We start from the raw sequence: 11,741 nt of genomic DNA, 5'->3' as shown, positions 1-11,741 counted from the left end.
CTTATAGTCCTCCAAAATTACTGTTTGGAGGAGACAAGCATGCGCACCGCAATCAGGCTGGCACTTCCGGCTTTGGCCGGGCTGTTGACCTTTTCGGCCCAGTCCCAGGGCACCTACCCCAACCGTCCCATCACACTCGTCGTGCCTTTCGCGGCGGGAGGTGCCTTCGATGTCGTCGCGCGCCTGACCGCGAAGGAGGTCGGCAAGGAATTGAAGCAGCCCGTGGTGGTGGACAACAAGCCAGGCGCCGGCGGCGTGCTGGGTGGCAAGCTGGTCAGCCTTGCCAAGCCGGACGGCTACACAATGCTGCTGTCAGGCGTGGGGCCCATCTCGATCGCCCCTGCGGTGTACAGGAAGATGGACTACAGCCCGTCGAAGGTGCTGGCACCCGTCCTCCAGCTGACGTCCTCGCCCTTCGTGCTCGCCACCTCCACGCAGTTCAAGGGAAGCAGCGTTCAGGACTTCGTGAGCTACCTGAAGGCATCGCCCAATGCCTACAACTACGCATCCACCGGCAACGGCACTTTGGTGCACCTGGCCGGGGAGTACTTCAAGACCCTTACAGGCACCGAGTTTGTCCACGTCCCGTTCACGGGCGGCGCACCGGCCACCACGTCGATGATCGCGGGCGAAACACTGTTTTCGATCACCAATATTCCGAACGTCCGCAGCCAGATCGAAGCAGGCAAGCTCAAGGGCCTCGCCACCACGGGCCTCAGGCGCTCGGCGGCCTTTCCTCAGTTGCCGACCGTGAGCGAAGCGGGCATTGCGCAATTCGACCTCACCGGCTGGATCGGCATCTTCGTTCCGACCGGCACGCCCGCGCCGGTCGTTGCCAAGCTGCAGGCCGCCTACGAAAAGGCCATGCGCGACCCGGAACTCAAGGAACGGCTGAATCAGCAGGGTGACGAAGTGGCCACGGGTTCAACCAGCGACTTCGCGGAGTTCCTCGCCAGGAACGAGCGCCAATGGCACGACATTGCCGCGGCTGCCAAGGTCACGATTGATTGAGGAGTTCGCAGCGCCATGGCCTGCAAGATCAACGAACTGCGGGCACGCATGCATGCCAACGAGCGGCTGACGGGGCTGTGGTGTTCCATGACCTCGGCCACCGCCGTCGAGGCGCTGTCCACGCTGGCCTACGACTGGTTCCTGCTCGACATGGAGCATGCGCCGAAGAACTCCCGGACATCGTCTCGCAACTGCGCGTGCTGGACAGCAGCGCCGTCGCCCCCATGGTGCGCCCGCCGGCCAACGACCGCGTGCTGATCAAGCGCATGCTGGACGCCGGAGTGAAGAACTTTCTATTCCCCTGCGTGCGGAGCGTGGATGAGGCCCGCGAGATCGTGAGCGCCACACGCTACCCGCCCGCAGGCGTGCGCGGCGTGTCCGTGGCGGGACGCGCAGCCTGGTATGGCGCCCGCGCGGGCTATCTGCAGGCTGCCGGAGACGAGATCGCCATTGGCATCCAGATCGAGACCTGCCAGGCTTTCGAGGCCATCGCCGGCATCGCCGCGCTGCCAGAAGTGGACATGATCTTCTTCGGCCCCGCAGACCTCTCGGCGGACATGGGGCTGCTCGGACAAACCGAACACCCCGACGTGCGCGCGAGGATCCAGGCAGGCATCGAGCAGGTGCGTTCGCACGGCAGGATGGCCGGCGTACTCGCGCCGAACATCTACGCCGCAAGGTTCTATGAAAGCGCCGGCGCCCGTTTCGTCGGGATCGGCAGCGATCTCGGATGCATGCGCACTCATGCCCAGAAGCTGCTGGAAGCCATGGGCTGAACCAAGGGTCTCGGCGAGGGACAGGATGGCATTCGATACCTGCAGATAGCATGTCCTGGAGTTCAGTCCCCCATCAGTCCCGCCACCGTCCGCCGCAGCCACGCGTTGCCCGGGTCCGTGTGGAAGCGCTCGTGCCAGTGCTGCTTGACGCCGTAGTGCGGCATTGCATGCGGCAGTTGCAGCATGCGCACCGGCTCGCGCGTCTGCATGACCTGGCCGTAGCGCAGCGGCACGGTGGCGATCAGTTCGGTCTCGGCGACGATGCGCGCCACGCCCAGGAAGCTGGGCACGCGCAGCGCCACCTGCCGCTCGACGCCGGCGCGCGCGAGCACCTTGTCGACGATGGCATGCCCGGTTCCCGAGGCCATGACCACCACGTGGCTTTCGCGCGCATAGGCGGCCCTGCTCAGGCGCGCGGCGATGCGCGGATGGCTCTGCGCGGCCAGGCAGACGAAGTTCTGCTTGAACAGCACCTGCTGGTAGAAGCCCGCATCGAGCTGCGGCATGAAGCCCACGGCCAGGTCGACCTCGCCGTCTTCCAGGCGCCGGGCGCTGTCGGTGCCGATCTTCTCGACCTCGATGCGCACCCGCGGCGCGGCGCTGCGCAGGTGGTTGAGCAGCGCGGGCAGCAGCACGATCTCGCTGATGTCGGTCATGCAGATGCGGAAGGTGCGCTCGGCCTCGGCCGGCAAGAAAGCACTGGGGCTGGCGCGGGCCGACTCCAGCCGGGCCAGCACTTCGCGCAGCGCCGGGTACAGCGCCTGGGCGCGCGGCGTGGGCTGCATGCCGCGCGCGGTGCGGCTGAACAGCCGGTCGTCGAAATGCGCGCGCAGCTTGTTCAGCGCGGTGCTGGCCGCGGCCTGCGCCAGCCCCAGGCGCTCGGCCGCGCGCGTGACGCTGGCGGTCTTGTAGACCTCGTCGAACACCGCGAGCCATTCCAGATCGAGCCGTGCCATGCTTGCCTCCCTCCTGGCGTGTGACCATCCATTTCATCCCACGCGGGGCCGGCGTCAGGGTGAAATGCATGATGACACGCGCGGCGCGGCCGGATCGGCGGCCGGCTTACGTCAAGTCGCGGAACCCGCGCCGCGCTCGGCACGATGGTTCTCCGATGCGCCGTCATGCCGGCAGCGCGGCATGGCGGAACCGGCGCAGCGCGAATCCGTGTCGCTCACTGCGCGATGCCCAGGCGGTCGATGAGGGGGCCCCACGCGGCCGAGTCCCGCTGCGTGAGCTTCAGGACATCGGCGGGAGTCGACCTGACGGCGGTCAGCATCTGGCCCGCCAGGCGCTCCTTCATTTCGGGCGTGTCCAGCGCCGCGTTGATTTCGGCGTTGAGCCGCGCGATGGTGTCGCCCGGCACTCCTGCGCGCGTGACCACCGAATACCAGCCGGGCACTTCCATGTCGATGCCCAGCTCCTTGAAGGTGGGCACGTCGGGAAGCTGCGGCAGCCGCCGCTCGCCGGTCACGGCCAGTGCCACGAGCTTGCCGGTCTTGACCAGCGGCACGACGCCGACGGGAACGGTCGTCATCACCGGCGTATCGCCCGCCATCACACTGGTCACGGCATTGGGGCCGCCAGCGCCGCTGATGGGTACATGCTGCATCTGGATGCCGGTGCGCAGCATGAGCAGTTCGGTCGCGAGGTGGGTGGAGTTGCCTATGCCAGCGGATGCGAAGCTGAGCCGCTTCGGGTCGGCCTTGGCCATCGCGATGAGTTCCGGCAGCGTCTTCACGCCCAGGCTCGGCGCCACGACGGTCACGAAAGGAGTGTCGGCGATGACGGCGACGCCGGTGAAGTCGCGGGCCGGTTGGTGCCGCAGCGACTGGTACAGGTGCGGGTTCCACGACATGTTGGAGACGCCGGCCAGGAACAGCGTGAGGCCGTCAGCGGGCTGGGAGAGCACGTAGGCGGCAGCCAGCGTGCCGTTGGCGCCGGGCCGGTTCTCCACCACGACGCTCTGGCCCAGCTTTCTTGCGAGCACATCGGCCAGTGTGCGCGCCAGCGTGTCCGGCCCCGAACCGGGCGGTTGCGGAACCACGAATTTGATCGGCCTGGGAAGAACCGCCTGCGCGTAGACGGGTGCGGCGAGCAGCGAGGCTGCCACGGCAAATGCGCAGAGGATGCAGCGGCGGATGGTCATGATGAAGTCGAGGTCGGTAGGTTGTGAAAGCCGCCGCGCCCGTTGTCGGAGCGAGCGGCAGGGGTGTTCTGGCGTACAGGGCAGGAATGGGCGATGCGCTCGGAGCCGCTCAGTCCACGGTGGCGTAGTCGAGCGACTTGGGGGTGGCGGTGAGCACGCGCGGAGTGGCGCCGACGACGACCGTGTCGTCGATCCGGAAGCCGCCCACGCCGTAGACGTACAGTCCCGGCTCCGCCGAATAGACTTCGTCGTCTAGCAGCAGCCGCTGGCTGAATGCCATGTCCTCCGGATACTCGTGGTGCACGATGCCGATGGCGTGGCCGGTGCGGTGGCGGATGCAGTGAGCCAAGCCGGCGCGTTCGATGACGGCCTGGGCCGCGGCGTCGATGGCGCACACGGGCCGGCCCGTTACGGCCGCGCCGATGGCCGCATCGGTCGCGTCGCGCGCGGCCGTCCACAGCTCCCTCTTCTGCGCATCGGGACGACCGCAGAACCAGGTGCGCTCGTTCTCGATCGTCAGTCCGTTGAGCCGGGGGATCACGATGTTGACCAGCACGTCGCCTTCGCGGATGCGCGCGCCGCAAGAGGCCCCGTCGCCGTGCGGCGAGGCCGAGGCCGGGCCGCTGAGCGTCCAGCAGCGCACGACCTCGAACTGCTCGCCGGGAAAGCGCTCGGCGGCTTCCTGCACGAACAGGCTGGCCATGGCGCAGTCCATCTCCTGCACCAGACGGCCGGGCCGGATGGCTTCGCGGTAGCGGTCCTGCAGCCAGTCCGTCAGTCCGGCCATGGCCTGCATGACCGCCAATTCCTCGGCATGCTTCTGCCAGCGCAGGCTGCGCACCTCCGCGGTGGCGACGCGCATGGCCAGGTCCGGCAGCAGGCGCTGCACCTGCGCCATCGCGCCGCCGGCGGCGTCCAGGGCGATGCGCGAGCGGCGCAGGCCGGCACGGCACAGGCGCTCGGCAAGGATCTCGGGGAGCTGCGAAACGAGCGGCAGGCGGCCCTGCACCATGGGGTGCTCGGCATAGAACGTGACGTCGGTGATCCACACCTTGCCGGCTTCCGTGGAGAAGCGCATGTGGTTCGTGGACAGCTCGTTCATGATCAGGAATCCATCACCCTGGCGCGGCACGACCGCGAAGATCGGCCGCTCCCAGGGCTGCACGTCGGTGTGGAAGTTGGTCGCGAACTGGAAGAAGTCGGCCGTGGTGAACACCAGCGCATCGACGGCGAGTTCGTCCATCAACCGGACCATCCTGTCATGGCGGTACTGCCAGACGGCTTGCGTCAGCTTGGGCATGTTGCTTCCTCAAAGGAGCCGGAGGTGTCCGGCAGGTTTCTGAACGGCGGTGGACGCGGGCTACAGCGCGTCGAACTCCACCACGCCGGCCTTCATCACCAGGGGAATGCGCTCGCCCTGCCCGAGCAGGCAATCGAGGCTGCGCAGCGGATCGCCGTCGACCAGCAGCAGGTCGGCCAGCGCCCCTGGCGCCAGGCGGCCGAGCCGGTCGCCCATGCCCAGCACTTCGGCGCCCACCAGGGTGGCACTGGCGATCACCTCTGCCGGCGACAGCACCTGCGACCGCAGTCGGAATTCGTCGCTCTGCAGACGATGCGATTCGCCCAGCAGGTCGGACCCGAAGCCCATCTTCACGCCCGCCGAGCGGTAGATTTCGAGTGCGCGCAGCCCGGCCCCGCGCACGTGCTCCACCTTGGCCACGCTCGCGGGCGGCAGCCCCAGGGCCGCGCCTTCCTTGGCCAGGGCATCGTAGGTCACCAGCGTCGGCACCGCGTAGGCTCCGCGCTCGGCCATCAGCGCTGCGGCCGGCGCGTCGACCAGATTGCCGTGCTCGATCGTGCGCACGCCGCAGCGCACCACGCGCTCGATCGCGGCCGGGGTGTAGGCGTGCGCCAGCACGTAGGTGTTGCGGGCCGTCGCCTCCGCGACGATGGCGCGCACCTCGTCCTCGCCGTAGCCCAGGGCATCCACCGGGTCGGTGGGCGATGCCACGCCACCGCCGGCCATGATCTTGATCTGGTCCGCTCCCATCTGCAGCTCCTCGCGCGCGGCCTTGCGCACGGCGTCCACGCCATCGGCGACGCGCGCGATCGCGCCGACGCGCGCGCAATTGGGGCACACGTCGCCGGTCAGCAGGTAGTCCGAGCGCCCGCGCCCGTCGCCATGACCGCCGGTCTGGCTCAGCGCGCGGCCGGAGACGAACAGGCGCGGCCCCTGCGCCAGCCCCGACTGCACTGCTTGCTTGAATGCGTAGCCGGCGCCGCCGGCGTCGCGCACCGTCGTAAAGCCGCGGCGCAGCATGCCGCGCAGAATGGGCAGACTGCGCAGCGTCACCAGGACGTTGGGCATCAGCGCCTGGCGCATCAGGTTCAGCTCGACGGCGACCAGGTGCACGTGCAGGTCGATCAGGCCGGGCATCACCGTCCTGCCGGCTGCGTCGATGACCCGCGCGTCGCGCGCCGCGATGGGCCTGTCGGACACCTCGCGGATGGTGCCCCCTTCGACCAGGATGTCGTGGCGGTCCTGCAACTCCGGCTTGAGCGGATCGAGCAGGCGGGCGTTCTTGATGAGCAGGGTCTTTGTCATGAGGTCTGCGCCATGGAAGGAAGCGGAATGCGGAGAGCCAAGGCACTATCAGGGTTGTTGCCAGCCTCCTCGGGCATGAACGAATCTCCGATGTGTGGATGGCCGATGGCCCGAACGCCATCTGGTCGCGCTAGAGTAGGAGCAGAATCAGATAGAGAAAAATTTATATGCTGAATTCGGTTCATCGATCCGGTGAATGGTCCGGGTGCTCCAGTCCGTGAACTACCGCAACGCCGACCTCAACCTGCTGAAGGTGTTCGAGGCTCTGATCATCGAAGGCAACGTCACGCGGGCCGCCGACAAGCTCTCGCTGACCCAGCCCACGGTCAGCAACGCGCTGCGCCGGCTGCGCGAGACCTACGACGACCCACTGTTCGTGCGCAGCGGCACGGGCGTGCGTCCGACCCGGCGCGCCCTGGAGCTGTGGTCCTCGCTCTCCCGCTCCCTGCGCATCATCCGAGGCACGCTCGAGGGGGAGACCTTCGATGCGTTGCACAGCGACGCACGCGTGACGATCTCGATGACCGACTACGTGGCCTGCATCGTCGGTCCGCGGCTGCTCGAGCGGCTTGGCAAGATCGCGCCGGGGATGCGCTTGCATGCCCTTGCCGGCACGGTGGTGGACTTCGGGCAGTCCCTGGACAACAACCGCGCGGACTTCGCGATCGGGACCTACAACGACGACGTGCAGAGGCCGGGCTTCATGCGGTCGCGCCGGCTGTGGATGGTGGAGTTCTCCTGCTTCATGCGCAGCGACCACCCGCTCGCGAAGCTGGACAGGGTCCCGCTGAAGAAATTCCTGAACGCACGCCATCTGGACGTGAGCCTCACCGGCGCTGCCGGCGCCATCTACGACCGGGTGCTGCAAAGCCGTGGACTGCAGCGCAACCTGGTGGCAACGGTGAGCCACTACTCAGCGGCCTACGAGGCCGTGCGCCGGTCCGACCTGATCGCGGTGCTGCCCTGGTCCGAGGGCCTCGAAACGGTGCGCACGGCCGGCCTCAAGCGCGTTGCGCCGCCGCTGGCGGCGCCAGCGCGCACCGTGGAACTGTTCTGGCACGAGCGGCACGAGACCTCGGCACTGCACCAGTGGTTCATAGCGCTGCTCGTCGAACGGCTGGCGCGCGATCCGCCTTCTCGCATCGCCCCTGCCCGCCTCTAACGGGGGCGTCATCCCGGTCGCCTGACGGCCGGTGGGGTAGCGCGTGAAGCATCCGGGTCGGCGCACCACTATTGAAAAACGCAATGGCAAGTATTGCACCATGCGCTTGAGCGAATAGTGGCGGGGCGGAAAAATGCCTGGCTTGCGGCACGGACCCCGCCCCGGCCGGCCGCCCAGGAGACACCATGGACAACCCCAGCACCGTGGCCCGCGCTGCGCGCCAGGCCTACTACGAGCGCATCCGCGCGCTGCACCTCACACCGCTCTGGGAAGAGCTGCACGCCCTGGTGCCGCGCGAGCCCGCGTCCCCCTGCGTGCCGGCGCTCTGGCGCTATGCGGACATCAAGCCCTACCTCATGGAGTCGGCCGACCTGATCAGTGCCGAGGAGGCGGTGCGCCGCGTGCTGGTGCTGGAGAACCCCGGTCTGCCCGGCCGCTCGAGCATCACGCAGTCGCTGTATGCCGGGCTGCAGTTGATCATGCCGGGCGAGGTCGCGCCCTCGCACCGCCACGTGCAGTCGGCGCTGCGCTTCATCGTCGATGGCCGGGGCGCCCACACCACGGTCGACGGCGAGCGCACCACCATGCACCCGGGCGACTTCATCATCACGCCCTCCTGGGCCTGGCATGACCACGGCAACGAGGGCCTGCACGGCGAGAGCGGGCCGGTGGTCTGGCTCGACGGGCTGGACATTCCGCTGGTGCGCTTCTTCGACGCCGGCTTTGCCGAGAACGACAATGCCAAATCCCAGACGGTGGCCAGGCCCGAAGGCCACAGCTTTGCGCGCTTCGGCCACAACATGGTGCCGGTGCGCCACACGCACCGCTCGCGCACCTCGCCCCTCTACTGCTACCCCTATGCCCGCAGCCGCGAGGCGCTGGCGGCCCTGCAGAAGGCGGAGGCCGCCGATGCCTGGCAGGGCTGGAAGCTGCGCTACGTGAACCCGCTGACCGGCGGCTCGCCGATGCCCACCATGCAGACCTGCCTGCAACTGCTGCCCGCCGGCTTTCGCGGCCAGGGCCACCGTGCCACCGACGGCGCGGTCTACAGCGTGGTCGAGGGCCGCGGCACGGCCGAGATCGGCGGGCGGCGCTTTGCCTTCGGCCCGCAGGACACCTTCGTCGTGCCCTCGTGGGCCATGCTGCGGCTGGAGGCGGATGAGGAGGCCGTGCTGTTCAGCTTCTCCGACCGGCCGGTGCAGGAAGCCATCGGCATCCACCGCGAGCAATTTGATTGACCCCCACCACCATGTCCTTTGCCGTTCCCCCCATGGGCATCGTCGGCCTGCCGGTTGCCGGCACCGACGAACGGTTCCCCGTGCGCCGCGTCTACTGCGTCGGCCGCAACTACGCGGCGCATGCGCGCGAGATGGGCTTCGACCCCGAGCGCGAGCCGCCCTTCTTCTTCTGCAAGCCCAATGACGATGCCTCGATCGTCCCCGTGCCGGCCGGCAGTACCGCCACCCTGCCCTATCCGCCGCTGACCAGGAACTACCACTACGAGGCCGAGCTGGTGGTGGCCATCGGCCAGGGCGGCCGCGACATCGCCGCCGCCGACGCCGCGGCCCACATCTACGGCTACGCCTGCGGCCTGGACATGACCCGGCGCGACCTGCAAATCGCCGCGCGCGAGCAAGGCCGGCCCTGGGAAGTGGGCAAGGCCTTCGACTTCTCCGCGCCGGTCGGCCCCATCACCCGGCGCGCCCAGGCCCCGGGCGTCCACTGCGCAAGCATCGCGCTGGACGTGGACGGCACGGTGCGCCAGCAGGCCACCATCGCCCACCTGATCTGGTCGGTGGACGAGGTGATCGCCAACCTGTCCACGCTGTTCACGCTGCAGCCGGGCGACCTGATCTTCACCGGCACGCCCGAGGGCGTGGGCGCGGTCACACCGGGCCAGACGCTCACGCTGCGCATCGACGGGCTGGCGCCGCTGGCGGTGCGGATCGCATGAGCCTCGAACGCACACCCGTATTGGTGGTGGGCGGCGGCATCGGCGGCATGGCCTGCGCCCTGGCGCTGGCGCGGCAGGGCCAGCCGGTCGCGCTGCTGGAGCGGAGCGCCCACTTGGGCGAGATCGGCGCCGGGCTGCAACTGGGCCCGAACGCCTTCGCCGCGCTGGACGCGCTCGGCGTGGGCGATCAGGTGCGCTGCGCCGCCGTCTTCACCGAGCGCCTGGTGATGATGGACGCCGTGGACTGCCGCGAGGTGGCCTCGGTCCCGGTGGGCGAGGCGTTCCGCGCGCGCTTCGGCAACCCCTATGCGGTGAGCCACCGCGCCGACCTGCACGGCGCCCTGCACGCCGCGGCCGCTGCGCATCCGCTGGTGCGGCTGCACACCGGCGTGCGCATCGCGGCGGTGGAGGTCGGCGCACACGGCGTCAGCGCCACGGCGGCCGACGGCCGGCGCTTCCATGGCGCCGCGCTGGTGGGCTGCGACGGCGTGAAGTCGGTCGTGCGCGAGAAGCTGCTGGGCGACGCGCCGCGCGTCTCGGGCCACGTCGTCTACCGCGCCGTGGTGCCGGTGGCCGACATGCCCGACGACCTGCGCATGAACGCGCCCGTGGTCTGGGCCGGCCCCGACTGCCACCTGGTGCACTACCCGCTGCGCGGCGGCGAGCAGTACAACCTGGTGGTCACCTTCCACAGCAGAGAACGCGAGGAATGGGGCGTGACCGACGGCAGCAAGGAGGAGGTGCTGTCCTATTTCCAGGGCGTGCACCCCCGGCCGCGCCAACTGCTGGACCGCCCCACCTCCTGGCGCCGCTGGAGCACCGCCGACCGCGACCCGGTGGAGCGCTGGAGCGAAGGCCGCGCCACGCTGCTGGGCGATGCCGCCCACCCCATGATGCAGTACCTGGCGCAGGGCGCCTGCATGGCGCTGGAGGACGCGGTCACGCTGGCCGCGGCGGTGCAGGCGCGGGATTTCGACTTTCCCGCGGCCTTCCGGCTCTACCAGTCGGCGCGCATCGCCCGCGCCGCGCGCGTGGTGCTGTCGGTACGCGAAATGGGCCGGCTCTACCACGCCAAGGGCGTGGAGCGCCTGGTGCGCAACAGCCTCTGGCCGGACCGCAGCCCCACGCGCTTCCACGACGCTCTCGAATGGCTCTATGCCTGGCGGCCAGACAACTGCCTGGCGGATGCGGCGGTTGGTCGCGGCGGCGAAATCCCATCCCCCACGACAGCAACCATCTTGAATGACTAGCTCAAAGACGCTCAGCGAAGTCATCGCGCCAAGGCGATCTGGTGCGAGCGATCGCGTTCAGGATGACCGGCAGCTTGTGCATGCAGGCGACCAGGGCGACCTTCTTGGCTTCGCCTGCGGCCAGCAGCTTGGCATGGAAGGCCTTGAGGACCGGATTGAAGCGCGTGCCGACCAGAGCTGCGACGTACAGCACCTTTCGCACGTCGGCTCGTCCGCCGAAGATGTGACGCTGGCCCCTGAGCGTTCCCGAGTCGCGGTTCATGGGCGCCAGGCCGACCAGGGCCGTGATCTGCTTGCGGTTGAGCTGGCCGAGTTCGGGCAGCTGTGCCAACAGCGTGTAAGCCGTCGTCGGCCCCACGCCCTTGACCGAGGTCAGCAGCTTGGCCAAGTCTGCGTGGTGAGCCTGGACATGCGCCTTGAGTTCGCCCTCGACGTCATGCAACTGCGCTGCGATCGCATCCATGATCGCCAGGATGCTGGGCTTGGCCTTGCGGTGGGCCACGCCCAGGCGCTGGCGCTCGGACACCAGCATCGCCACCAGTTGCCTGCGGCGTACCACCAGGGCCGTGAGCTCGCGGCGCTCATCGTCGGCCAGGGCGCGAGGCTCGTGGCCCTGCGCGTCAAGCATCGAGGCAAAGCCGCGCAGCGCCTGCGCATCGATGCGGTCGGTCTTGGCCAGCTTGCCCACGCAGCGTGCAAAGTCACGCGCCTGGCGTGGGTTGACCACAGACACCCGCAAGCCTGTGCCAGCCAAGGCCAGTGCCAGGTCTTGCTCGTAGCCGCCGGTGGCCTCCAGCAGGATCAGCCTGGGGGCCAGCGGCACGAGCAACTGACACA

At 68.9% G+C, this 11,741-nt stretch carries 10 protein-coding genes and 1 pseudogene; 6 read left to right on the top strand and 5 right to left on the bottom strand.

Features of this window, described 5'->3' with window-relative positions:
* Window positions 1–39 precede the first annotated feature (39 nt).
* Window positions 40–1,011 (top strand): Bug family tripartite tricarboxylate transporter substrate binding protein, encoded by a 972-nt coding sequence (locus JHD63_RS09545; protein ID WP_198970516.1) that lies wholly within the window; start codon window positions 40–42, stop codon window positions 1,009–1,011.
* Window positions 1,012–1,026: 15 nt separating this feature from the next.
* Window positions 1,027–1,787: pseudogene (locus JHD63_RS09535) on the top strand (HpcH/HpaI aldolase family protein).
* Between the two features lie 62 nt (window positions 1,788–1,849).
* Here the strand turns inward: JHD63_RS09535 and JHD63_RS09530 are convergent.
* The 4 genes from JHD63_RS09530 to JHD63_RS09515 form a co-directional block, all read right to left on the bottom strand.
* A complete protein-coding gene (locus tag JHD63_RS09530) occupies window positions 1,850–2,743 on the bottom strand; it encodes a LysR family transcriptional regulator (protein ID WP_198970513.1) in 894 nt (297 codons plus the stop codon).
* A gap of 215 nt (window positions 2,744–2,958) precedes the next feature.
* Window positions 2,959–3,933 (bottom strand): Bug family tripartite tricarboxylate transporter substrate binding protein, encoded by a 975-nt coding sequence (locus JHD63_RS09525; protein ID WP_198970512.1) that lies wholly within the window; start codon window positions 3,931–3,933, stop codon window positions 2,959–2,961.
* A gap of 109 nt (window positions 3,934–4,042) precedes the next feature.
* On the bottom strand, window positions 4,043–5,233 hold the full coding sequence (locus JHD63_RS09520) for a M24 family metallopeptidase (RefSeq protein WP_198970511.1): 1,191 nt from the start codon (window positions 5,231–5,233) through the stop codon (window positions 4,043–4,045).
* Window positions 5,234–5,293: 60 nt separating this feature from the next.
* Window positions 5,294–6,538, bottom strand: a complete 1,245-nt coding sequence (locus tag JHD63_RS09515) for a metal-dependent hydrolase family protein (protein WP_198970510.1) — start codon at window positions 6,536–6,538, stop codon at window positions 5,294–5,296.
* A 196-nt stretch (window positions 6,539–6,734) separates the two neighbouring features.
* On the opposite strand from JHD63_RS09515, the gene JHD63_RS09510 reads away from it, so the two are divergent.
* The 4 genes from JHD63_RS09510 (at window position 6,735) to JHD63_RS09495 (ending at window position 10,904) form a co-directional block, all read left to right on the top strand.
* A complete protein-coding gene (locus JHD63_RS09510) occupies window positions 6,735–7,700 on the top strand; it encodes a LysR family transcriptional regulator (protein WP_233167870.1) in 966 nt (321 codons plus the stop codon).
* Window positions 7,701–7,885: 185 nt separating this feature from the next.
* Window positions 7,886–8,938, top strand: coding sequence for a gentisate 1,2-dioxygenase (gene gtdA, locus JHD63_RS09505; protein WP_198970509.1), 1,053 nt, complete (start codon window positions 7,886–7,888; stop codon window positions 8,936–8,938).
* Window positions 8,939–8,949: 11 nt separating this feature from the next.
* Window positions 8,950–9,654 (top strand): fumarylacetoacetate hydrolase family protein, encoded by a 705-nt coding sequence (locus tag JHD63_RS09500; protein ID WP_198970508.1) that lies wholly within the window; start codon window positions 8,950–8,952, stop codon window positions 9,652–9,654.
* Window positions 9,651–10,904 carry a 3-hydroxybenzoate 6-monooxygenase gene (locus tag JHD63_RS09495; protein WP_198970507.1) on the top strand — a complete coding sequence of 418 codons (1,254 nt, stop codon included), beginning with the start codon at window positions 9,651–9,653 and terminating at the stop codon, window positions 10,902–10,904. Before JHD63_RS09500 ends, JHD63_RS09495 begins: the two co-directional genes overlap by 4 nt.
* Before the next feature lies 1 nt (window position 10,905).
* Here JHD63_RS09495 and JHD63_RS09490 read toward each other — a convergent pair.
* On the bottom strand, window positions 10,906–11,741 hold an 836-nt coding region (locus tag JHD63_RS09490), incomplete at its 5' end, for an IS110 family transposase (RefSeq protein WP_198970506.1).

Source organism: Xylophilus sp. ASV27, from assembly GCF_016428875.1.
Classification (GTDB): Bacteria; Pseudomonadota; Gammaproteobacteria; order Burkholderiales; family Burkholderiaceae_C; genus Xylophilus.
The sequence above is the reverse complement of the archived record's forward strand: the minus strand, read 5'-3'. Positions and strand labels throughout refer to the sequence as shown.

Bases quoted from the DNA above. Each gene is read 5' to 3' on its own strand.
- JHD63_RS09545 (WP_198970516.1), top strand. From the start codon at position 40: ATGCGCACCGCAATCAGGCTGGCACTTCCGGCTTTGGCCGGGCTGTTG.
- JHD63_RS09530 (WP_198970513.1), bottom strand. From the start codon at position 2,743: ATGGCACGGCTCGATCTGGAATGGCTCGCGGTGTTCGACGAGGTCTAC.
- JHD63_RS09525 (WP_198970512.1), bottom strand. From the start codon at position 3,933: ATGACCATCCGCCGCTGCATCCTCTGCGCATTTGCCGTGGCAGCCTCG.
- JHD63_RS09520 (WP_198970511.1), bottom strand. From the start codon at position 5,233: ATGCCCAAGCTGACGCAAGCCGTCTGGCAGTACCGCCATGACAGGATG.
- JHD63_RS09515 (WP_198970510.1), bottom strand. From the start codon at position 6,538: ATGACAAAGACCCTGCTCATCAAGAACGCCCGCCTGCTCGATCCGCTC.
- JHD63_RS09510 (WP_233167870.1), top strand. From the start codon at position 6,735: ATGGTCCGGGTGCTCCAGTCCGTGAACTACCGCAACGCCGACCTCAAC.
- gtdA (WP_198970509.1), top strand. From the start codon at position 7,886: ATGGACAACCCCAGCACCGTGGCCCGCGCTGCGCGCCAGGCCTACTAC.
- JHD63_RS09500 (WP_198970508.1), top strand. From the start codon at position 8,950: ATGTCCTTTGCCGTTCCCCCCATGGGCATCGTCGGCCTGCCGGTTGCC.
- JHD63_RS09495 (WP_198970507.1), top strand. From the start codon at position 9,651: ATGAGCCTCGAACGCACACCCGTATTGGTGGTGGGCGGCGGCATCGGC.